Annotated in this window: 17 protein-coding genes and 1 riboswitch; of the genes, 13 read left to right on the top strand and 4 right to left on the bottom strand. The window is 68.0% G+C overall.

Translation table 11 applies throughout. The features are described from left to right. Window positions 1-139 precede the first annotated feature (139 nt). From F8S13_19145 to F8S13_19165, 5 genes are all read left to right on the top strand, one after another. The gene (locus F8S13_19145; GenBank protein ID KAB8141521.1) at window positions 140-3,163 is read left to right on the top strand and encodes a S8 family serine peptidase; all 3,024 of its coding nucleotides are present in this window, start codon (window positions 140-142) and stop codon (window positions 3,161-3,163) included. Window positions 3,164-3,919: 756 nt separating this feature from the next. Further along, window positions 3,920-4,357 carry a hypothetical protein gene (locus tag F8S13_19150; protein KAB8141522.1) on the top strand — a complete coding sequence of 146 codons (438 nt, stop codon included), beginning with the start codon at window positions 3,920-3,922 and terminating at the stop codon, window positions 4,355-4,357. Window positions 4,358-4,410: 53 nt separating this feature from the next. Further along, window positions 4,411-5,097 carry a 1-acyl-sn-glycerol-3-phosphate acyltransferase gene (locus F8S13_19155; protein ID KAB8141523.1) on the top strand — a complete coding sequence of 229 codons (687 nt, stop codon included), beginning with the start codon at window positions 4,411-4,413 and terminating at the stop codon, window positions 5,095-5,097. A 73-nt stretch (window positions 5,098-5,170) separates the two neighbouring features. Then, the gene (locus F8S13_19160; GenBank protein KAB8141524.1) at window positions 5,171-6,094 is read left to right on the top strand and encodes a methylenetetrahydrofolate reductase; all 924 of its coding nucleotides are present in this window, start codon (window positions 5,171-5,173) and stop codon (window positions 6,092-6,094) included. A gap of 111 nt (window positions 6,095-6,205) precedes the next feature. Next, complete coding sequence (locus F8S13_19165) at window positions 6,206-7,597, top strand: aspartate kinase (GenBank protein ID KAB8141525.1); 1,392 nt, start codon at window positions 6,206-6,208, stop codon at window positions 7,595-7,597. A gap of 58 nt (window positions 7,598-7,655) precedes the next feature. On the opposite strand, the gene F8S13_19170 is transcribed toward F8S13_19165, so the two are convergent. After that, a complete protein-coding gene (locus tag F8S13_19170) occupies window positions 7,656-7,910 on the bottom strand; it encodes a hypothetical protein (protein ID KAB8141526.1) in 255 nt (84 codons plus the stop codon). A gap of 136 nt (window positions 7,911-8,046) precedes the next feature. Here F8S13_19170 and F8S13_19175 point away from each other — a divergent pair, with 136 nt between their 5' ends. Next, on the top strand, window positions 8,047-8,301 hold the full coding sequence (locus F8S13_19175; GenBank protein ID KAB8141527.1) for a hypothetical protein: 255 nt from the start codon (window positions 8,047-8,049) through the stop codon (window positions 8,299-8,301). A gap of 80 nt (window positions 8,302-8,381) precedes the next feature. On the opposite strand, the gene F8S13_19180 is transcribed toward F8S13_19175, so the two are convergent. Then, entirely contained in the window at window positions 8,382-9,956 is a 1,575-nt protein-coding gene (locus tag F8S13_19180) for a phosphoglycerate dehydrogenase (GenBank protein KAB8141528.1), read from the bottom strand. Window positions 9,957-10,219: 263 nt separating this feature from the next. Here F8S13_19180 and F8S13_19185 point away from each other — a divergent pair, with 263 nt between their 5' ends. Beyond that, window positions 10,220-11,611 (top strand): cellulose-binding protein, encoded by a 1,392-nt coding sequence (locus tag F8S13_19185; protein KAB8141529.1) that lies wholly within the window; start codon window positions 10,220-10,222, stop codon window positions 11,609-11,611. 76 nt (window positions 11,612-11,687) lie between these two features. On the opposite strand, the gene F8S13_19190 is transcribed toward F8S13_19185, so the two are convergent. Continuing rightward, complete coding sequence (locus F8S13_19190; protein ID KAB8141530.1) at window positions 11,688-12,428, bottom strand: hypothetical protein; 741 nt, start codon at window positions 12,426-12,428, stop codon at window positions 11,688-11,690. 374 nt (window positions 12,429-12,802) lie between these two features. Further along, a complete protein-coding gene (locus F8S13_19195) occupies window positions 12,803-15,772 on the bottom strand; it encodes an AAA domain-containing protein (GenBank protein KAB8141531.1) in 2,970 nt (989 codons plus the stop codon). Between the two features lie 319 nt (window positions 15,773-16,091). On the opposite strand from F8S13_19195, the gene cax reads away from it, so the two are divergent. The 6 genes from cax (at window position 16,092) to F8S13_19225 (ending at window position 23,132) form a co-directional block, all read left to right on the top strand. Then, window positions 16,092-17,207 carry a calcium/proton exchanger gene (gene cax, locus F8S13_19200; GenBank protein ID KAB8141532.1) on the top strand — a complete coding sequence of 372 codons (1,116 nt, stop codon included), beginning with the start codon at window positions 16,092-16,094 and terminating at the stop codon, window positions 17,205-17,207. A gap of 47 nt (window positions 17,208-17,254) precedes the next feature. Then, window positions 17,255-18,187 (top strand): LysR family transcriptional regulator, encoded by a 933-nt coding sequence (locus tag F8S13_19205; protein ID KAB8141533.1) that lies wholly within the window; start codon window positions 17,255-17,257, stop codon window positions 18,185-18,187. Between the two features lie 254 nt (window positions 18,188-18,441). Beyond that, window positions 18,442-19,461: a sensor histidine kinase gene (locus F8S13_19210; protein ID KAB8141534.1), complete on the top strand. Its 1,020-nt coding sequence runs from the start codon at window positions 18,442-18,444 to the stop codon at window positions 19,459-19,461. 216 nt (window positions 19,462-19,677) lie between these two features. Next, window positions 19,678-20,391 carry a response regulator transcription factor gene (locus F8S13_19215; protein KAB8141535.1) on the top strand — a complete coding sequence of 238 codons (714 nt, stop codon included), beginning with the start codon at window positions 19,678-19,680 and terminating at the stop codon, window positions 20,389-20,391. A gap of 216 nt (window positions 20,392-20,607) precedes the next feature. After that, window positions 20,608-20,701, top strand: a riboswitch (SAM riboswitch). 116 nt (window positions 20,702-20,817) lie between these two features. Continuing rightward, entirely contained in the window at window positions 20,818-22,038 is a 1,221-nt protein-coding gene (locus F8S13_19220) for an ABC transporter substrate-binding protein (protein ID KAB8141536.1), read from the top strand. A 62-nt stretch (window positions 22,039-22,100) separates the two neighbouring features. Then, entirely contained in the window at window positions 22,101-23,132 is a 1,032-nt protein-coding gene (locus tag F8S13_19225; GenBank protein ID KAB8141537.1) for a uroporphyrinogen-III decarboxylase, read from the top strand. Window position 23,133 lies beyond the last annotated feature (1 nt).

A 23,133-nucleotide genomic window follows, 5' to 3' on the forward strand; every position in this document is an offset into this window, starting at 1 on the left:
TCCTCTCGTAGCGCAATCTCATTGATCTGTGTGAGCGGAGCGTTTTTTTGCGGGGCCTAGTCCTCTCTTTCCCCGCTGTGCGCTGTGCGCGGTTACACACCATATAGGAATGCTCTATCACGCCATGGGAGCCACCAGTATGCACCTTCGTCGGTATCGTCTCTACGCCGCTGCTGCTGTTCTGGCCTTCTGCGCTGGCTGGCTGGCCCCGGCCTCGGCGCGCGCCGCCGCGCTATCGGTCACGCCTGCAGCGGTCTCGCTGAGCGTGCCGCTCGGCCAGACTACCCAGACATCGATCACCTTTACCAACACCAGCGGCGAGCCGCTGGCGCTGGCGCTGCGCGAGGCCCAGGCGACCGGCCCGGCGCGGGCGCGGGCTGGCGAGGCGCGGGCGCAGATCCCCTCGGTGGAGGGGCGGATCGACCCGGCCCTGCTGCGGGCCACGCGGGCCGCGCCCCAGCAGCAGCGCGACTTTATCATCTATATGGGCGACCAGGCCGATCTGGCCGAGGCCTACGGCATAGCCGACTGGAAGGAGCGGGGCGAGTTTGTCTATCGCACGCTGGTCGATCACGCGGCGCGCAGCCAGGCGGGCCTGCTGGCGCAGCTGCGCGAGCGCGGGCTGGGCTACCGCAGCTTCTGGGTGGTGAACGCGGTGCTGGCGCACGGCAGCGCCGCCGATGTGCAGGCCGTGTCCCAGCGGGCCGATGTGGCGCTGGTGCGCGCCAACCACACGGCGGCGCTGCCGGATGAGCAGGCCACGCCCGCCGCCGATGACCCGTGCAGCCCCGACGACCCCGGCAACCCGCTATGCTGGAACGTGCGTCAGCTGCGCGCCAGCAGCGTGTGGTCAGACTTCGGGGTGGATGGCGCGGGCGTGGTGGTGGCGAATATCGACACCGGCGTGGATGTGACCCACCCGGCGCTCAAGGCCAGCTACCGAGGCACCCAGGGCGACGGCTCGCTGGTGAACGACTACAACTGGTTCGACCCGCAGGGCTACGACCTGCAGCCGCGCGATGCGGGCACCCATGGCACCCACACTATGGGTACGATGGTGGGGGCCGCCGTGGCCGGGCAGGCGGCGGTGGGCGTGGCACCGGGGGCGCGCTGGGTGGCCGCGCAGGGCTGCGTGGGGTTTGTGTGCAACGACTCCTACCTGCTGCAGAGCGCACAGTGGCTGCTGGCCCCCAGCAAGCTGGATCTCTCGCAGCCGCGCCCGGACCTGCGCCCGATGATCATCAACAACTCGTGGTCGGGCACGCCCAACGACCAGTGGTTCGCGCCGTATGTGGCGGCCTGGCGGGTGGCGGGCATGTTCCCGGTCTTCTCCGCCGGAAACGCCAGCGCGCTGGTGAAGCAGGACTGCAAGACGCTCAACTCGCCGGGCGACTACCCCAGCGTCGTGGCGGTGGGCGCGGTGGATGTGGCCGGGCAGATCGCTGACTTCAGCCTGTTTGGGCCTGCCTGGGATGGTCGCGTGAAGCCAGATTTTGTTGGCCCAGGGGCCAAGGTCTACTCCACAGTACCGGTGGAGGATGGCAGCTACCGCCTGATGAGCGGCACCAGCATGTCCACGCCCGCCGTGGCCGGGGTGGTGGCGCTGATCTGGTCGGCCAACCCCGCGCTGATCGGCGACTACGAGGCCACCTACGACATCCTGCGGAGCAGCGCTGTGGCCACCAGCGACACTCGCTGCGGCGATGCGGCGGGCGGGCCAAACAGCGTATACGGCTATGGCCGCGTGGATGCCTACGCCGCCGTGGCCCAGGCGCGGGTGGATGTGCCGTGGCTGTCGGTGGATGCGCCGCCCGCCAGCCTAGCCGCCGGGAAGTCGGTGGCGCTGGTGGCGCATGTGGATGCGGCGAACGTGCCCGGCCCAGGCAGCTACAGCGCGCGCGTCCAGATCTACGGCGGCGACCTGACGACCCCGCTGGCCAGCGTGCCGGTGAGCATCCAGGTGCAGGCGGGCGCAGGGGCTGTCACCATCCAGGGGCAGGTGCGCCACGCCACCAGTGGCCAGCCGCTGGCCGCCAGCGTGCAGGCCGCGCGCCCCGGCGCGGCGGGCGCGAGCGTGGCCACCGATGCCAGCGGGCGCTTCCAGCTGACCTTGGCCAGCGGGCAGCCCTACGACCTGATCGCCAGCGCGCCCTCGTTCCTCACCGCGCGGCAGACGTCCACCTACACCAGCAGCGCGACCATCGGCATCGCGCTCGCGCCCGATCAGCCCAACCTCGCAGCCGCCACCGATCCGATCTCGCTGACGGTGGGCTTCGGCGCGAGCGCCGAGGGCCAGATCCCGATAGCCAACACCGGCACCCGACCGCTCTATTATGAGGTGGTGGTGCCCAGCAGCGATTTCGCGGTGGCCACCAGCGACGACGCGGGCGGCCCGAGCTTCGACTGGGTCGATCTGCCCGCCGATGCGCCGACCCTGCCCGCTGGCCACAGCCAGATTGTGGATGACATACCCATGGGCATCAAGTTCCCGTTCTACGGCTATGTGCTCACCGACACCGTGCTGACATCCGACGGCATGGTGGCGTTCGACCGACCAATTAGCTATGGCGGCGCGGTGACAAGCTGCCTGCCCGACCCGTGGCTCAACTTCTACACGATCGCCGGGCTGCGGATGGACTACGACACCAGCCAGGGCGGCAGGGTGCGCTACGGTACGGTGGGTGATCGCTTCGTGGTGAGCTACGAGAACATGCCGCTGTATGGCTCGGCTGGCGGGCCGACCTATACGTTCCAGATGGTGCTGCACCAGGATGGCCGCGTGCTGTTTCAGTACGGCCAGCTGGGCGCAAGCCTAGCGCGCGCGTCAGCTGGCATCCAGCGCTCGCCATCCGATGTGCTGAGCCTGGGCTGCGGCCCCACGCTCGCCATCCATAGCAACATGGCGGTGGAGCTGCGCCCGCAGCCGAACGCCGCGCTCTGGCTGGCCAGCGTGGTGCAGGCCGGGGTGCTACAGCCGGGCGAGCAGGCCACGCTGCCCATCCAGGCCGCGTGGGTGCGGCCATCGAGCGCGCAGGCGCTGTACCACAGCGCGGTCGAGATCCGCAGCAGCGACCCGATGAAGCCGGTGGTGTCGGTGCCGGTGGCGCTCGCGCCGGGGGCTGCGCCGCACGAACTGCTGCTGCCGCTGGTGGCCCGCCGCTAGGCGGGGCCTTGGCTAGGCTGGCTGGCGGGCTGGTGCGGGCGCTGGGCGCACGGGCGGGGCATGGGCGCTGGGCGACACTCGTGTGAGGTGGCGTCCCGCCTGGGGGTGGTTCGGGTCGGGTCGACCGTGGGCAATGCTTGGTGCGCTGCCCGGTCGGCCCGATTTGCTGCGGTGTTGGTCAGGATGGCGGCGCTTGGTTGGGGGGTGGATGCGCTGCGCGGGCGGCTTCCGGGGGGTAGCCCTCGGAAGCCGCCAGGCGCCCTCAACAGGTATGGCTTTTACATCGATGCTGGGCTTTCTGCCATGAGCAATGGCGGTCGTTTTTGTGCGGTGGGTGGATGCCCTACGCGGGCAGCGCCCCCTTCGATTCCCCAACTTTGGGCGTTCCAATGCTGACCGCAAGCAACTGCCGTTCGTGCATAGGGCCAGCTGGCGCGAGCAGCACCTGCGCCGCATGGGCCAGGTTGGTAGGATGGCGCGCCTCGATCCCGTGTTTACCCCAGCGCGGTATGTCCCTGCGAGATCGGTTATTTTCCGCCTTGTGTGTCTTGGCGTCTTGGTGGTAAACCCGTGCAGCCGAATGAGAGCGCATCGGCCCTGCTGGCGGGGTGGCGGGCAGCCGAGGGCGCAAAATGAACATGGTATAATGGCCGCGACGCGGGATGCTTCGCAGCGCTGAATGTTGGGCTGGTGCCTGTGGCACCGCCCCGCGCCGCATCCCCCGCCGTGGTTTTTTCTATGGCTGTTAGGCCCGCTATGTATACGATCCACCCGCTTCTGGTTCACGCGCCCATCGGACTGCTGGTAGGCAACGCCCTGCTGACCGCCCTGTACCTCTGGCGCGGCGACCGCAGCGTCGAGCAGGCCGCCTACCACTGCCTGTGGCTGGGCCTGCTGCTGCTGGTGCCCGCCCTGGCCAGCGGCGGGGCGGCGGCGGCGCTGTACCTGGCGGGCGGGGGCAGCCCGCGCCCCGACGCGCTGGGCTGGATCAACGCCCACGCCCTTGGCGCGGGCGCTACGCTGCTGGCCTACTGGCGCGCGTGGCTGGCCCGCAGGCGCAGCCCAGGCCTGCTGGATGACCGGCGGGCGCGGCGCGGCTACCTAGCCACGCTGGCCCTGGGCATGGCGCTGCTGGTGCTGACGGGCTGGGCGGGCGGTCACATGGTGTATGTTCTTGGGGTGGGCCTGCGCTAGCGCCGCGCTCCTCCATCGGCTGGCTATAAGTGAGATAAGGTAAAGGAGCACGCATGCTCGGCGCGATCATGTACTTTTTGCTCTGGGCACCGCTGAATCTGGTGCGCAGGATCTACTGGCGCTGGTCTGTGGAGGGGCTGGAGCATCTGCCGCCGCCCGGCACCGGCGTGGTGCTGGCCGCCAACCACATGAGCTGGCTGGATATCATTGTCGTCGCGGCGTCGCTGCCGCTTTCGCACCGGCCCACCTGGATGGCCAAGGCCGAGCTGTTTGAAAACCCCGTGCTGGGCTGGTGGTTCCGCCAGATGAAGGTGATCCCCATCCGGCGCGGCAAGAGCGACCTGAACGCGCTGAACGAGCTTGAGAAGGCGCTGAGCAAGGGCGCGCTGCTGATCGTCTTCCCCGAGGGCCACCGCAGCAAGACGGGCGGCCTGATCGAGGGGCGCGGCGGCGCGGTGCGGCTGGCGGGCAGCAGCGGCACGCTGATCATGCCCACGGCGCTGTGGGGCTGCGAGCGCGGCCTGGGCGGCCTGATGCGGCGCAAGCCGGTGCACGTGCGCTTTGGCCCCACCTACGCCCCCGAGGGCGCAGCGGGCACCATCCCCGCCGACAAGATGCGCATGCTCACCACGGAGCTGATGCTGCGGATCGCCGAGCTGCTGCCGGAGAGCTACCGCGGCGTGTACCGCGAGCTGCACGACGAGCGCATGGGCCGGATGTCGCTGGGGTCGCCCGAGTAGGGCTGCGAGCGCGCCCCGCACGTGCGGAGGGCCGCGACACGCACGAGAACAAGCCGATAGATGAAAGAGAACTATGGCAATCTATAGCACCTTGCAGCGCCGCCTTGCGCAGGGCCAGATCGTGGTGACGGGCGAGGTCGCCCCGCCCAAGGGGGCCTCGCGCGCGGCGCTGGAGCGGCTGGCGGGCGGCCTGCGTGGCTATGTGGATGCGATCAACCTGACGGACAACCAGCGCGGGCTGGCCCGCATGTCGTCGCTGGGGGCGGGCGTGGTGATGCAGCAGATCGGCATGGAGCCGGTGATGCAGATGACATGCCAGCACCGCAACCGGATCGCACTCCAGGCCGACGCGCTGAGCGCCGCAGTGTGCGGCATCCACAACCTGGTGTGCATGACGGGCGACCACCCGCGCATCGGCGACCACGCCGAGGCGAAGAACGTGCTTGATCTCAACTCGTTCCAGCTGATCAAGATGATGCGCTCGCTGCGCGACGACGGGGCCTTCCAGTCGGGCGTGAAGCTCTCCGACGCGCCGGGCTTCTTCCTAGGCGCGGTGGCAAACCCCAACATCGAGCGGGCCGCGCGGCTGGCCAAGAAGGTCGAGTCGGGGGCCGAGTTCATCCAGACCCAGATCATTTTTGATATGGAGCGCTTCCGCAGCTGGATGACGGATGTGCGGGCGGTCTCGGCGCACCAGCAGGCGCATATCCTGGGCGGCATCCTGGTGCTGCGCTCGGCGCAGCAGGCCAAGTTCCTGCGCGACCACCTGCCTGGATCGCGGGTGCCCGAGTGGGTGGTGGAGCGGATGGAGCAGGCCGAGGACGCCGAGCGCGAGGGGATCGCGATCGCCAGCGAGCTGACCCGCGATCTGCTGGCGGTGGATGGGGTGCGCGGGGTGCATATTATGTCGGTGGGGTGGACCAAGGCCATCCCGCGCGTGGTCGAGGATGCGGGGCTGCTGCCTCGGCCTGCGGCACCGGCGGGCGCAGGCGAATAAGCCCTTTTTCAGCAGACACTGGGGTCGGCTGCGGCACATGAGCTGCCTGCCCCTGTGGCTTGCCCAGCTGGCTGCCGCCGCCGCGCACCCCGCGCATGAGGGAGAACGGCCATGCAAGTGATGAAGTTTGGCGCGGTGTCGGTGGGCGAGGCCGCGCGGCTGCGCGATGTGGTGGGGATCGTGCAGGCGGCGGTGGAGGAGGATCGCGGGCTGGTGGTGGTATGCACCGCCCACCCGGAGACCACCGACATGCTGATCAACGCCGCCCGTATGGCCGCCTCCGGCTCCGAGGCCCAGGCCGAGGCCACCCGGCGCGAGCTGTGGAACCGCCACCGCGCCCTGGCCGAGAAGCTGGTGACCGACGAGTGGGAGCGCGAGTCGCTGTACCGCGAGTGGGCCGAGCTGCTCAAGCAGTTCGACCGGATCACGCGCGCGATCGCCACGCTGCGCGAGCCCTCGCCGCGCGGGATCGACGCGGTGGCGGCGATCGGCGAGCGCTTCATCGCCCATCTGTTCGCGGTGGTGCTGCGGCAGGGCGGCGTGGCGGCCCGCATGACCGACGCCGCCGACCTAGTGGTGACAGATAGCCACTTCGGCGCGGCACAGGTGGACCCGGCCGAGTCGATGGACCGGATCTTCAAGCGGCTCTCGTACCTGATGGATGCCGGGATTGTGCCGGTGATCACGGGGTACATCGGCGCAACCCGCGAGGGCCTGGTGACCACGCTGGGGCGCGGCGGCGGCGACTACACCGCCGCGCTGATCGGCTCGGCGCTGAAGGCCCGCGAGGTGACGCTCTGGATCGATGTGGATGGCATCCTGACCGCCGACCCCAAGCTGGTGCCTAGCGCCCGATCGCTGGCCGAGCTCTCCTACGCCGAGGCCAGCGAGATCGCCACCTTCGGGGCCGAGGTGCTGCACTCGCGGGCGCTGGCGCCGCTGGTGGCCCAGGGCATCCCGCTGCGTCTGCGCGATGTGCTCAACCCCGAGCGGGATGGCACCAGCATCCACGCCGCGCCCAAGCCCGCGAACTCGGGGGTGCGCGCGATCATCTCGGCACCGCACCTGGCGCTGCTGAAGGTGCTGCCGCCGACGGGCACGCTCTGGTCGCCTGGGCGGGTGGCCTCGGCGCTGGGCCAGCTCTCGGATGCGGGCGTGGAGGTGCTGTCGTTCGCCCAGAGCTTTAGCGAGCACAGCATGAGCGTGTGCGTGCGGGCCACCGACGCTGGATTCGCGCGCGGCACGCTGGAGACGCTGCTGGCCCCGCCCTGCGGCGACACGCCCAGCGCCGCCACGGTGGAGCAGGAGGACGTGGCGCTGATCGCGGTGATCACATCGAGCGGCGGCGACGTGGCGCCCAAGGTGCTGGGGGCGATCAGCAAGGCCAGCGCGCACGTGCTGAGCCTGGCGCGCTCGTCGCACGGGGCGCATCTGGCGCTGATCGTGCCCGAGGGCGAGCTGGGCGGGCTGGTGCGCTCGATGCACCGCGAGCTGGGGCTGTAGCGCAGGGCAGAGCGACGCGGCGGGGGCAGCTGCCCCCGCCGCGTTCTGCATGGCGCGCCTAGCGCTTGCCGCCGTTCTGATGCCCTGGGGCCTCGGTCGAATAGCCGGGCGTCGGTTCGCCCTGCTGCTCGTTCTGGCCGCCCTCGATGGACGACCGGCTGCTGCGATTGTTGAAGCGCTTGTCGACCTCGTTCAGGCCGCCTTTGTGCGACTGGTGCTTCTGCTCGGAGCCGATCTGTTTCTCCAGCTGCTCGCTCAGGTTCGAGGTGTCGACCGATGGCTCGCCACCCTTGCGCTTATCATTTTGGGCCATAGCAAACCTCCTTGTATGCGTATGCCGCAGATCAAAGCAGGTTGTGTGCCAGGCTGTGCCGACGCCTGAAACCTCGCCTCGCTGCGCGCGTATTGCTATCAGGCGCACCTCTGCGCGGAACAAGGTGAGATCTCAGATGAAACAATGCCCCCTGTGCGGCTCCACGAAGATCATCCCCGATCTTCAGGTTGAAGATGGCGAGAGCTACCCCTCGCGGTTCCACCGCGTGCATGTCGACCGCAAGCCAGCGGCGCTGTGGATGCGCGAGCCGGTGGAGAGCCGCGTGCTGGTGTCCGTGTGCGGCGGCTGCGGCTTCACGGCGCTGTTTGCCGAGGACCCCGAGCTGCTCTACATGGCCTACATGCAGCAGAGCGGCGAAGACGAGTGGTAGCGCAGCTTTCGCGCAGACACACAGCAGCGCCCCCGCGAGAACATCTCGCGGGGGCGCTGTTCTTGATGGATGCGTGCGAGCTAGAGTGTGATGCCCACGGCGCGGTGGATGTCGGGCTGCTGCTCCAGCTTGGAGAGCAGCTCGGCGGGCACCGGCTCGTCGAGCGTCAGCACCATCATCGCGCGGTCGCGGGGGGCTAGGCGGCCCACGAACATGCCCGAGATGTTCACATCGGCACCGCCCAGCACCGTGCCGACCGTGCCGATCATGCCGGGGCGGTCGCGGTGGTAGGTCAGCAGCAGCGCGTCGGTGGGGATGAAGTCGACCCAGTAGCCATCAACCTCGACGATGTGGGTCTCGTCGCGGATGACCGAGCCTGCGAACTCGTGCTTGCCATCGGCGGTGATGGCGCGCACCACCAGCAGGCCGGTGTAGCTCTCGGACTCCTCGGTGGTGAACTCGGTGTACTTGATGCCGCGCTCGCGGGCCAGCAGCGGGGCGTTCACCGGCGTCACGCGCTGCTCGGTGAGGCTGGCCAGCAGGCCCTGCAGCACCGCCAGGCGGATGGCGGCGGTGGCCACGCTGGCGATCTCGCCGCGGTACTCGATCTCGTAGCCGTGGATGGGGCCTCGCACCATGCCGGTGCAGATCGCGCCGAGCTGCCTGCCCAGCTTCAGGTAGGGCGCGATCACCTCCCACTCCTCCGGCGGCACGAACGGCGCGTTCACGGCGTAGCTGGGGGTGCCGCCCGCCAGCGCGGTCAGCACACCCTCGGCCACATCCACGCCCGCGATGGCCTGGGCCTCGACGGTGGACGCGCCCAGGTGGGGCGTGGTGATCACCAGCGGGTGCCCGACCAGCGGGCTGTCCTTTGGCGGCTCGCTCTCGTAGACATCCAGGGCGGCCCCGGCGATCTGGCCCTGCTCTAGGGCCTGGTAGAGCGCCTGCTCATCCACCACGCCGCCGCGCGCCGCGTTGATCAGGTAGGCGCTGGGCTTCATCTGGGCCAGCCGCTCGGCGTTGATGATGTGGCGGGTCGCGTCGAGCAGGGGTACGTGCACCGAGATGAAGTCGCTCTGGCTGATCACCTCATCCAGCGTGGCCAGCACCACGCCCAGCTGGGCCGCGCGGTCGGTGGAGACCACCGGGTCGTAGGCCAGCACGTGCATCTCTAGGCCGCGCGCGCGGCGGGCCACCTCGGCACCGATCCGGCCCAGGCCCACCAGGCCCAGCGTTTTGCCCGTGACCTGGCGGCCCATGTACTTCGAGCGCTCCCACTTGCCCTGCTGCATCGAGGCGCTGGCCTGCGGCACGTGGCGCGAGAGCGCGCAGATGAAGCTGACGGCCAGCTCGGCGGCGGCCACGCTGTTGGCGGCGGGGGCATTCACCACGATGATGCCGCGCTGGGTGGCGGCGGCCACGTCGATGTTGTCCACGCCGGTTCCGGCACGGCCAACCACGCGCAGCTTGGCACCGGCGGCCAGCACCTCGGCGGTGACTTTGGTGGCGCTGCGGACGATGAGGGCGTCGTATTCGGGTAGCACGCTCATAAGCGCGGCTTTGTCGAGATCGGTGCGGAGATCAACCTGGGCGCGGGCGCGCAAGGCAGCCAGTCCTTCTTCTGCAATCTGCTCGGTGACGAGGATACGATCCACACGAAGCTCCTTATCCGAATTGTAAGGCGCGGGGGCCGCCAGCGGCGATAGTGGCGCTCACATCCGCGCGGGCCGCTCTTGCTGACGATGGCAGAGCGCCATTCAGTATAGCGAGAATGGGGCGACCGTCAAGGAGCTACACTGCTATTTTTTTGCGCCACGCCGTGACGCATGCCGTGACGCATGCCGTGACATCTGCGTGACTCCTTTCACGTAGAATCGCTAGGCATAGCCTGGATCAGAAGATCTTGAAAGGAGTTCCCATGGGACGGAATGCCATCCGTGTGCTCCTCGCCGTTGCTGTCCTGATCACCTCGGCGGCGCTGATACGTGTGGCGGATGCCCACGGCTCGATGCTGACGCCGATCAGCCGCGTCTATGCCTGCTACCTAGAGGGGCCGGAGTCGCCCGATACCATGGCCTGCCGCGATGCGATCGCACAGGGCGGTACGCAGCCGCTGTACGATTGGAATGAGGTCAATATCTCCAACGCTAGCGGCAACCACCGCGCGCTCATCCCCGACGGCAAGCTCTGCAGCGCAGGCCGCGCCAAGTACGCCGCCTTCGACGAGCCACGGCTCGACTGGGCGACGACGATGATGCCGACCAGCGGCAACTACACCTTCCTCTACAGCGCGTATGTGCCGCACAACCAGGGCATGTTCGAGCTGTATGTGACCAAGGATAGCTACGATCCGCTGCAGCCGCTGAAGTGGTCGGATCTGGAGGATACACCCTTCCTCACCGTCGAGCAGCCGCCGGTGGTGGATGGCAACTATGTGATGACCGGCCCGCTGCCCACCGGCAAGAGCGGCCACCACGTGATCTACGCCATCTGGCAGCGCCACGACAGCGGCGAGGCCTTCTACTCGTGCTCGGATGTGTGGTTTGGCAGCCAGCCCACGCCCACGCCCACGGTGGCCCCGGCCTGCACCGCCGCCCCCTGGAGCAGCAGCCAGGTCTACCAGACCGGCGATATGGTGGCCTACAACGGCATCGAGTGGGTGGCCAAGTGGAGCAACAGCGCCACCGCGCCCAGCACCGCCGGGATCGTGAACCCATGGGGCATGCTGCGCTACTGCCAGGTGGGCGGCCCAACGGCCACGCCGGGCGCGGCCACCGCCACGCCAGCAGCCACCCGCACGGCCACGCCGCTGCCATCCGCAACCGGCGGCCCCACCAGCGCGGCCACCGCCACCCGCACAGCCACACCCACCGCCATCCGCACAGCCACCGCTACCGGCACAGCCACACCCACCGCCATCCGCACAGCCACGGTACCCCCGGCGACGCCCACCGCCATCCGCACCTTCACGCCCACGCCCGCCAGCGGCGCGGCCTGCCAGGTGACCTATGTGGCCAACCAGTGGGAGACCGGCTTCACCGCCACGGTGACGGTGAAGAACACCGGCGCGAGCGCGATCAGCGGCTGGACGCTGGCGTGGAGCTTCCCCGGCAACCAGCAGGTCACCAATGCCTGGAATGCCACCGTCGCGCAGACTGGCGCGAGCGCGGTGGCCACGAATGCCAGCTGGAACGGCGCTATCGCCAGCGGCGGCAGCACCAGCTTTGGCTTCCAGGCCACGTTTAGCGGCGCGAACGCGGCCCCGGCCAGCTTCACGCTGAACGGTGCGGCCTGCACCATCGCGCCCTAGCGCATCTTTCCCTCGGCACGCATGCCAAACGCCCCCGCCAAACTGGCGGGGGCGTTTGCTGTGGTGGGCGGCGGCGCTACTCTTTGGGGAACTGGGCCGCGCCCGCGATCTCGGTCGTGACCGTGAGCGGGATGCCGGTGTCGACGATCTGGTTGCCGTAGATGTCGGTCACGCGGAAGGTGTAGGGGCCGGTGCCCATGCCTTTGTCATCCGAGTTTTTGAGGAAGTAGTTGTACTCCATGCGCCCCAGCTCCTCAAACTCGCCATTGGCGTTCTTGTACTCGAACTTGGCGATCGGGTTGCGGTGGTTGCGCACCTGCACCGCTGTCCACCACTGGCTGCTGCCCTCTTTGATATAGTAGATCAGGTTGCCCGAGATGTCGGGGCTGATGATCTTCCATGTGATCGGCACGCGCCCGGCGGAGCGCTCGGCGATCTTGTCGAAGGCCTCGACGCTCAGGTCGATGTCGCCCGGCTTGCACTCGGGGCAGCGGTCCACGATTCGGATGGTGGCCGTGCCCTTGGGGCCGGTGAGCGTGACATAGGCCCCGCAGATGGCCGAGTTGGCGTAGTCGGTCTGGTTCATCGCGCCCACCATCAGGTCGTTGGGCGTGGCGGGGTAGGAGCAGTTGCCAGCGCCGGTCGCGCCGTAGTAGGTGCCCTCGCCGCTGTGGGTGGGCTGGCTGCTGGCCTTGCCCCCGGCCTTGGTGATCAGCGGCAGGTACACGCTGGATGTGGCGCTGATGATATTCTGGGCGTTGGCAACACCTGCGCTGAGGAAAAAGAGCGTAACAAGTGCGAGCAGACGTCGTCGCATGCAGGCAGTCCTTTCTGTATCTGACACCACCGCTATGATAGGCCAGCGCTGCGCGATCTGCTAGGTGCGTAGCATGACAGTTTGGTCACAGGCATTTTAGCGGCGCGGTGAAATGATTCAGTGGTGAATTCACCTACCGTTCAAAAAAAGCCGCAGCGCCAGTGTTGCGAGCGCTGCGGCTATATGACGATGTGTTTCGCGCCGCGTGCACTGCCCTCATCGTAGGGGCGGGCACGGGACCCGCCCCTACGTCAATGACAACAGCGCGCCTGTCCAACCGCTGCCGGTGTGCACCCACCAGGTATGCCTCGGTACCCCAGATCGCCCCGCCTGCCACATCGGAATGCCTCCAAAACGGTGATACCTGTTGAGCGCTACGCCGCGCTCTGGGCGCTGCGCCGCTGGAGGTAGGCGGCGATGAAGGCATCCAGCGCGCCCTCGAACACCGCGCGCGGGTTGGTGCTCACCACGCCGGTGCGCGGGTCTTTCACCTGCGAGCGGCGCGAGAGCTGGTAGGCCCGCGCCACCGAGCCCCAGGGCGGCTCGGCCTCTAGCTCGGCGCTGGCCGCGCGGCCCAGGCTGAGCCGCCCGCGCAGCAGCGCCAGGGCCAGCGCCTCGGCGCTGCTGGCGTCGCCCTCGGTGGCGGCGGTGGCGCTGGTGCCGCTGGGCAGGTGCACCGCCCGCGCCTCGCCGCGCAGCCGCCGCAGCCGCCTGCCCCGGCTGTGCAGCATGCGCGGCTCGACCAGCAGATCGGCGGCGGGGATGCGCAGCGCGCCCTCCTCCACGGCGGGGATGACCTCCACGCGCACCTGCGACACCTGCTTGCGGCGGGCCTCGCCGCTGGCCACCACCTCCGCGAAGCGGTGGGTGCCGCGCTCGGCCTGCAGCAGCCCATAGGCCCCGCGCCCCTCCACCAGCAGGGTCACGCGCCAGGCGCTGGCCTCGGGCGGGGCCTCGTCCACCGTGGTGCATGTCAGGTCGTGGCCCGAGGCCCAGCTGGTGTACATCTCGGCCAGATGGCCGCCCCAGCGCGGAGCCTCGGCCTCGCCCGGCGCGCCCGAGAGCACCAGGTAGGCGTCGCCCCACTCCTCGGCGGCGCTGAAGTGCTCCTCCAGCTCGGCGAAGCCGATCTCGCGCTCGATCTGGGCTAGCTGGCGGGCCGCGTCGGGGATGAGCCTGCGCTGGTGGCGGGCCACCACCCGCTCGACCAGCGCCTCGAAGTCCTCGATCGCGCGGCGCAGCTCGTCGCTGCGGTCCACCTGGCGGCTCATCTCGCCTAGCTCGGCCAGGCGGGTCTCGGCGGCGCGGCTGTCATCCCAGAAGGCCGGGCCGCTCATCTCGGCCAGCAGCTCGTCCATGCGCTCGCGGGCGGCCTGCACGCCGATCCGCTCGCGGTAGCGGTCGAGCCGCTCGCGCAGCTGGCGGGCGCTGGCCACCAGATCGGCGGGGGCCAGGCTGCGCCGCTGCCCGTCCACCACCACGCTGGTCTCCTCCTGCTCGGGGCTGTCCTCGCGCACCCACCCAGCCTCGATCATCTCGCCTCTGGTGTAGAGCCGCACCGTGCGGCCGCTGGCCTCGCCGGGGCGGGCCAGGATGGCGCGGGCTAGCGGGTACGAGATGCGCTTCTCGATCTGGCGCTTCAGGTAGCGCGCACCGTAGCGTGCGCTGTAGCCGTGCTTGAGCAGCAGGTCGATCACGGCGTCATCCAGCTCCACTGTCAGCGCGCGGCGGGTCAGGCCCTCGCGCTGGAACAGCTTGCGCAGCTCGCGGTAGGCGATGTGGCGCATGTCGGCCAGCGACAGCGGCTTGAAGAACAGCACGCTGTCCAGCCGGTTGATGAACTCGGGGGTGAAGAAGCTCTCGGTCTCGCGCATGATCCGGCGCTCGGTCGACTCGACATCCTCGCGCCCGCCGAAGCCCCAGCCCTCGCCCTGCAGCAGCTGCGCGCCGAAGTTGCTGGTCATAATGATGACCATGTTGCGCAGGTTCACCTCCTCGCCCGCCGGGTTGATCAGGATGCCCTCGTCGAACACCTGCAGGAAGCGCTGGAAGATCATCTCGTGGGCCTTCTCGAACTCATCCAGCAGCACCACGCCGAAGCTCTCGCCCGCCAGCCGCCGCGAGAGCGAGCCGCGCTTGAGCGCCAGCTCGTCGGCGTCGGGGTCGCCGAATAGCTCCTCGTACTGCCAGTAGAAGGCGTAGTCGGCCATGTTGAAGCGCAGCAGCTTCTCCTCGGTGCCGAACAGGAAGGCGCACAGGGTCTTGGCCAGCTCGGTCTTGCCCACGCCGGTGGGGCCAAGGAATAGGAACACGCCCAGCGGGCGGGCCGGGTCGTTCAGGCGGGCCTTGATCAGGGCGATGGCCTGCACCACGGCGGCGATGGCTGGCTCCTGGCCCAGCACGCGCTCGCTGAAGTAGCGCTGCACCTCATCCTCGGCGAAGGGCTGCGAGTCATCCAGCAGCAGCCCGGCCAGCCCGGTGCGCTCGGCGAAGGATGCGAACACGTGCTGGGCATCCAGCTGCTGCGCGCCGCTGCGGCGGGCGTAGCGGATGGCGTCCTCCAGCATGTCGATGGCCTTGCCGGGCAGGGCCTGGTTGAGCAGGAAGCGCGCGGCCACATCCAGCGCGGCCTCTAGCGCCTCGGGCTGCGGCACGATCGCCGATCCGCCCGCCAGGTCGAGCGCCGCCGCCTCAAGGATGGGCCGCGCGGCATCCAGCCCTAGGTCGGGCATGGCCACTTGGCCGAAGCACTCGGTGAAGGTGGTGTCCTCGCTGGCGGTCACGCGCCAGACATCGGCGCGGGCCTCGGCCAGCCAGCGCTGCTTGCCGTTGCGCAGCGATGTCACCAGGGCGTCGGCCAGGTCGCTGTCGTCGTCGCCCTGCTTGCCCGCGCCCACGGCGTGGTGGGCGTCGCGCAGGAACAGGATGGCGTTGCCCTGCTCCTCAAGGCCCTGTAGCAGCTTGTTCAGGTTCTCGCGCCAGCCCTCGCCAAACGAGAGCGCCGAGATTAGGCTGGATGGCGAGATCTCGTACACGGTGGCGCTGGCCAGATCTTCGGGGCACTGGCCACTGGCGATCCGCCAGGCCAGCTCGTGGGCCAGCGCGGTCTTTCCGCTGCGGGCCTTGCCGATGATCAGCGGGCACTTGCTGCTGTCGGCGCGCAGCAGCTGCCAGATGGCCTCGATCTGCGCCTCTACGCCGTAGGCGCGGCGCGCGGCCCTGGCCGGATCGGTGAGGCTGGTGGCGCAGCGCTGCAGCAGGTGGGCGACGCTCGGCTCGCTGGCATCGCCGCCCGCTGGCGTGCTGGTCTCCTCTTCGGCGTGGGAGGGGGTTGAATCTGTCATATGGCGCGGTTCATCAGGGTCTGGTAGCGCAGGCTTGGCACATGGTTCGGCCTGCGGTGAGGGGCGGGGAAACACCACTATTATAGCATGGTAGGCAGCGCTTTCGGGCAATGTGCTATCGTACTGCAACGAAAAACGTACCAGAGACGTATATTGTTCACTGTCGACCTTCGATTTTCTCCCAACTGAAGCGCGCGCGCCGTGGTTCGGGCGTCCATGGCGCAGATTTTGCCATTCTGAAGGGCGAATCGAAGTATGGTATCATAATCGGGCGAAGGCTTTTCCGATTCCCCCAGAGCACAAGAAGAAGGAGCGACCGTTGAAGTATCTGCGCTTTATGCTGATCTTTCTGCCGCTGGCCCTGCTGGCCGAGTTTGTATGGCACAACCCCCTGATGATCTTCATCTTCTCTAGTCTGGCGCTCATCCCGCTGGCGGGCTACCTGGGCGAGGCTACCGAGGAGCTGGCCATCCACACCGGCCCGAAGGTGGGCGGCCTGCTCAACGCGACTCTGGGCAACGCGGCGGAGCTGATCATCACCATTGTGGCGCTGCGCGAGGGCCAGTACGCCCTCGTCAAGGCCTCGATCACCGGATCGATCTTCGGCAACCTGCTGCTGATCCTGGGCGCGAGCCTGCTGCTGGGCGGCCTGAAGAATGGCTTCCAGCGCTTCGACCGCTCATCGAGCGGCATCTCGGCCACGCTGATGCTGCTGGCGGTGATCGGCCTGCTCATCCCCACTATGTTCGAGCTGTTCCAGGAGGTGCAGTTCGGCAAGGTCGATCTGTTCAACACCGAGGTGGTGGACCCCGCCCTCAACGGGCTGAGCATGTGGGTGGCGGGCATCCTCATGCTGATGTACATCCTCAGCCTGGTGTTCTCGTTCCGCACGCCCGAGCGCGGCGTGGGCCAGCCGGTGGGCGTGGATGAACGCACCGAGGAGATCGAGCAGCACAAGGCCAAGTGGAGCGTGCCGCAGGCCGCTGGTGTGCTGGCCGCAGCCACGCTGGCGATCGTGTTCCTGAGCGAGTTCCTGGTGGGTGCGGTCGAGCCAGTGGTGGAGAGCCTGGGCGTCAGCGAGCTGTTCCTGGGCATCATCATCATCCCGATTGTGGGCAATGTGGCCGAGCACATCGTGGGCGTGCAGGTGGCGATCAAGAATAAGATGGATCTTTCGCTGGCGATCTCGCTTGGCTCCAGCACCCAGGTGGCGCTGTTCGTGGCCCCGCTGCTGGTGTTTGTCAGCGCGTTCTTCTTCGGGCGCGAGATGACGCTGTTCTTCACCCTGTTCGAGGTGGTGGCGCTGGGCGCTGCGGTGCTGGCCGCATCATTTGTGGCCAACGATGGCGAGAGCAACTGGCTTGAGGGCGCGATGCTGCTGGCCGTGTACGCCATCTTCGGCTTTGGCTTCTTCTTCCTCCCCAACGCGATCTAGATCCGCGACCACGCCGCGCGGCGCGCCCCGCCGCGCGGCCCAATCCCATGCTCAACACCATCCATCTTCGCACCTTTTTGGCGGTGGTCGATAGCGGCAACTACAGCGCCGCCGCCGAGCGGCTGCACCTCTCGCAGCCTGCGGTCAGCCAGCACATCCGCACGCTTGAGGCCGAGCTAGACAACGCCCGCCTGTTCCGCCGCGTCGGCCAGCAGATGCTGCTGACCCATGTGGGCGAGCAGCTGGTAGATGTGGCCCGCGACATGCTGGCCCTGGCCCAGCGCGCCGAGGAGGATATCCGCGCCATGCGCGGGCAGGTGAGCGGGCGTGTGGTGCTGGGTTGCACCGCATCCAGCGGCGAGCACCTGCTGCCCACGCTGCTGGCGGGCTTTCGCGCCCTCTACCCCGCGATCGCGGTGGAGGTGGCGCTGGCCCCGCTGGAGACGCTGCTGGAGTGGCTGGGCAGCCAGCAGATCCACGTGCTGCTGGCCGAGGAGCAGCAGCGCAAGCGCGGCTGGGATGCCCAGTTGCTGGGCAGCGAGCCACTGGCGCTGCTGGCCCCGCGCGGCAACCCACTGCTGGCCGAGGAGCAGGCCCCGCCCGGCGCGATCAAGGGCATGCCGCTGGTGCTGCCCCGCCGCGGTAGCCCCATGCGCCGCGTGATCGACGACGGCCTGCGGCGGCGCGGTATCGGCGCAGCCGACACCCAGGTGATGCTGGAGACCGATAGCGTGTCCATGATGGTCGAGGCGGTGCGGGCTGGTGTTGGCCTTGCATTCATCCCCCAGTCGTGCATGCCGCGTGGCCGCGACGCCGGCCTGGTGAGCCTCGCCGGGGTCAATCTGCAGATCGATTGGTACCTCATCCGCTCGCGCGAGCGCGGCGCACCTCGCGCCATCCAGGAGCTGTTCAGCTTTGCTACGGGCAAGGATAGCAGGCGTATCTTGGTCAAAGAGGGCCTGAAGCTGCCTAGCGAGTAGGGCGCCCCCGAGACCATAGCCATCCCCACAGCGCACAAGCACACGCATCGTGCTAGAATACCTGTAGGGCGAGCTGCGCCTTGCATTGCGCCTAACACAGTATCTGAAGTGTACTATTCTTATGCAGAAAGATAGCACTTTATATCCATTTCGTGAACTAATCGTCACACGAACGCAATGCAAGAATCTTGTTGCATAGATGTGCGTATGCTATACTTCCGCCATTCCGTTCTAGCTTTGTCCGATTGGAGAACATGGTGAGCGCCCAACTTCCTGATGTGCTTCAGGAAGCGCATGCGATCGTGGAGCAGCAGCAAGATCGGCTTCGCGCCCTTGCGACTGTGGCGCGGCAGCGGTGTGACACCGCCGCAGTGGCGCTGCGCCAGATCGAGCGCCAGCTTGATGAGATAAGCGTCCAGCATCGAGCCGCCGTCGAGCGCCGCGCCCCCAGCGTCGCCACGCTGACCAAACGGCTCCAGGATCTGCGCCGCCAGTTTGAAGATGCCGAGCAGGCGCTTCACCGCCAGCAGCACGCGCACAAGCAGATCGAGCAGCTCATCCGCCAGATCGAGATGAGCAGCGGGTCGCTCACCACCAGCCCCGCCAACAACGACCCATGGGTGCTGGCCCTGCGCGCCCAGATCATCCAGGGCCGCGAGGAAGAGCGCGTGCGGCTCGCCCGTGAGGTGCACGATGGCCCGGCCCAGGTGCTGGCCAACTCGCTGATGGTGCTGGAGACCTGCTACACCCTGGCCCAGGCCACCACCAGCGAGAAGCTGGTGACGATGCTCGACCGCATGCGCACCGCCACCAAAGAGGGCCTGCAGGATGTCCGCCGCTTCATCGCCGACCTCCGCCCCGGCAGGCTCGACGAGCTGGGCCTTGAGGCCGCGATCGCTGAGTATGTGCGTGGCTACACCAACGCCTATGGCACTCGCGTGCACCTGGAGAGCGAGCCGCTGCCAGTCCTGAACAACGAGACCGCGATCGTGCTCTACCGCATCATGCAGGAGTCGCTGCAGAATGCGCATAAATATGCCCGCAATGCCCCGATCACGCTGCGCGTGCTGCACCAGGCTGGCAAGATCACGCTGGTGGTGCGCGACGAGGGGCCGGGCTTCGATGTCTACGAGGTCGCGCGGCGCGCGGGCCGCAGCAGCTGGGGCCTGACCAGCATGCGCGAGCGGGCCGAGATGATCGGCGCGCGCTTCACCGTCAGCTCGCGGCCAGGGTATGGCACCGAGGTGATGGTGGTGCTGCCGGTGGATGTCTAGCGGCGCTGCGCCCTGCGGTATAGGGATGGCCAATCGTCAGGCACGGTCGTACGTACCCCAGCGTTTTTCCCACCGCGCCAGATTGCGCGATGCTTACAGATAGAGCACGGCATGCGAAGGACGCGCGTGGGCCGCGTTTGTGAACATACGCAGGGGCACCGCGCCAGCTGAGAACGCGGATACCTCTGTTCGCCATCATACGTATCGAGGCAGATCATGGCCGACACAATTTCAGTTCTTATCATCGATGACCATCCGCTCTTCCGCCAGGGCATCCGCTGGAGCCTGGAGGAGGCTGGGGATATGCGGGTTGTGGGCGAGGCCGAGAATGGCCAAGAGGCGATCAAGCTGACCGAGCGCCTGACGCCGGATGTGGTGCTGGTCGATATCAACCTGCCCGGCCTGAACGGCCTGGAGGTGGCCCGCGTGCTCAAGCGCCGCGAGCCGCGCATGGGCCTGGTGGTGCTCAGCGTCTACGAGGATGACGACCAGCTGTTCCAGGCCATCAAGGTCGGCGCGGCGGCCTACTCATCCAAGGATGTCCACCCCGACCAGCTCATCCGCATCATCCGCGATGTGGCGCGCGGGCGCTACCTGATCAACGACAGCGTGCTGGCCAAGCCCCACGTGGCCTCGCGCGTGCTGCACCAGTTCCGCGAGCTGGCCGCCAGCGAGGACGAGCAGACCTCGGCGCTGTTTGCCCCGCTCACCTCGCGCGAGATCGAGATCCTCGACTGCATCGCCCGCGGCCTCTCGAACAAGGAGATCGCCAACGAGCTGTCGATCAGCGGCCAGACCGTGAAGAACCACATCACCTCCATCCTCTCCAAGCTGCAGGTGAATGACCGCACCATGGCGGTGATCTATGCCATCCAGAAGGGCTGGATCAAGATGGGCTACGACCCCAGCGGCACCCAGCCCGCGCGCTAGCTAGATAACAGGTTGCATATCGGCGGGGCGGCGCAGGCTGCCCCGCCGTTTTTTCGTCCGCATGCCGGAGGTCGCAGCGCCTGCCTGCGTGGTATACTTTGCCCATACCAGCGTTTTCGCCCTTGCCAGTGCGCTTTCTGCCTGTTGTGAAAGAAGTCACATCTACTAACTTGACAAACATGATTAAGTAATTTAGTATTGATCACAAATGAAATGCGCTTATCCAGAGAGGCGGAGGGACCGGCCCGACGAAGCCTCGGCAACCCTACGGCGGGTGCCAATTCCGGCAGGCATTCCTGGAAGATGAGCGCCAAAACGAGCGGGCGTGGCCATGCTGCCGCGCGCGTGGATCGTGGAGGCTCGCATCTTGATGGATGTGGGCTTTTTTTGTTTGGTGGCGCAGGCCGCCGCGTGAAGGAGTCAGGCATGAGAGCACACGTGCAGGGAAGTTTTGGTCGTTTTGCCGCGTTCGCACTGGTCGGGGTTTTCGCGCTCTCTGCCTGCGGTAGCTCGGGCGCCACATCGGCCACGCCAGCCGCTGGCGGCGCGGCATCCACCAGCGCGGCGGGCGGCGCGGCGGGCGAGCCGATCATCATCGGCGTGAGCGGGCCGCTCACCGGCGACAATGCCCAGTACGGCGCACAGTGGAAGAAGGGCTTTGATCTGGCCCTGGAGGAGATCAACGGCGCTGGCGGCATCGACGGTCGCCCCCTGCAGTACCAGTTCGAGGATAGCCAGAGCGACCCCAAGCAGTCGGTGGTGGTGGCCCAGAAGTTTGTGGCCGACGACAAGATCGTCGTCGAGCTGGGCGATTTCAGCAGCACGGCCTCCATGGCGGCCTCGCAGATCTACCAGCGCGCCGGGCTGGTGCAGTTCGGCTTCACCAACTCGCACCCCGACTTCACCAAGGGCGGCGACTACATGTGGAGCAACTCGCCCACCCAGAACGACACCGCCCCGCTGCACGCCGACTTCGTGGCCGCGCTGGGCCTGAAGAAGGTGGCGGTGCTGCGCCTGAACACCGACTGGGGCAAGGCCACCTACGACCAGCTGGAGCCGCGCCTGAAGGCGCTGGGCATCGAGGTGACCGATGTGGAGGCCTATCTGGCCGACGAGAAGGACTTCCGCTCGGCGCTCACCCGCGTTCGCGACTCGCAGCCCCAGGGCATCATGCTGATCTCGTACTACACCGACGCCTCGCTGATCGTGCGCCAGGTGCGCGACCTGGGCCTAGATCTGCCGATCGTGGCCAACAGCTCCAACCACTCGCCCAAGTTCATCGAGCTGGGCGGCGCGGCGGTGAACGGGGTGTACGTGGCCTCCAACTTCTCGGCAGATGACCCGCGCCCCGAGGTGCAGACCTTTGTGAAGAAGTACCAGGCCAAGTACAACGAGGTGCCCGACTATTTCACCACCCACGCCTACGACACGCTCAATCTGATCGCCGCCGCCATCAAGCTGGGCGGCCCCACCCGCCAGGGCGTGCACGACGCGCTGCCCAAGCTGAAGGATGTGCCCAGCGTGGTGTACGGCACGGTCACGTTCAACGCCGAGACCCGCCGCGTGGACAAGCCCAAGGATGTGCGCCTGATCATCCAGGATGGCAAGTTCGTGGTGTGGGACGGCAAGCCGCTGGCGGCGAAGTAGGATCATCCCCCTGGCGGGCGGCCCCGACAGCCGCCCGCCGCTAGAGAAGAGCGAGGCCGACAATGGCAGGACTGAGCAAGCGCGAGCGGGTGGATGCGGCCCTGGGCGGCGCGGATGTGGATCGGGTGCCGGTGGCCGCGTGGCGGCACTTCATCCCCGAGGAGCAGACGGCAGATGGCCTGGTGGCAGCCAGCCTCGACTTCTTCCGCACCTACGACTGGGACTGGCTGAAGGTCAACCCGCGCGCCACCTACTACGCCGAGGCCTGGGGCAGCCGCTACGACACCTCGCACTACGACGGGGTGATGCCGCTGCGCGTGACCAGCCCGATCGGCGGCCCCGACGACCTGGCCCGCCTGGCCCCCGTCAGCCCCACCGAGGGCGTGTTCGGCGAGGAGCTGGATGTGCTGCGGCGGATCGGCGCAGGCCTGGATGGGGCGCACTACATCCAGACGGTGTTCTCGCCGCTCTCGGTGCTGGCCTTCCTCACCACCCGCCTGGGCGACCAGACCCCCGACCTTGGCCCGCAGTCGCGCTTCGAGCGGCTGCGCGCGCTGCTGCACGAGCACCCGCAGCAGGTGCACCACGCCCTGGATGTGATCAGCCAGACCCTGGCGGGCTACGCCGCCGCCGTGCTGGAGACCGGCGCGAGCGGGCTGTTCTTCGCGCTGGTGCGGCTGGCCCGCGCCGACGCGCTCACCCCCGAGGAGTTTGCCGAGTTTGGCCGCCCCTACGATCTGCGCGTGCTGGATGCGGTGAAGGACGCGCCCTTCAACCTGCTGCACGTCTGCGGCCCGCGCTCCTACGTCGAGCTGGCCAACAGCTACCCGGTGCACGCGGTGAACTGGGCCGCCGTGGGCCAGGGCAACCCAACCCTGGCCGAGGCCCGCGCCACCACCGACCGCGTGCTGGTGGGCGGCGTGGATGAGCACGGCACCATGCAGCACGGCACCCCCGAGCAGGTGCTGGCCGAGGCGGGCGCGGCCATCGCGGCGGTGGGCACGCGGCGCTTCCTGCTCAGCCCCGGCTGCGCGGTGAACCTGGATGTGCCTGCGGCCAACCTGCGCGCGCTGCGCCAGGCGGCGGGGGCCTAGC

This window comes from Chloroflexia bacterium SDU3-3 (assembly GCA_009268125.1).
GTDB lineage: Bacteria > Chloroflexota > Chloroflexia > Chloroflexales > Roseiflexaceae > SDU3-3.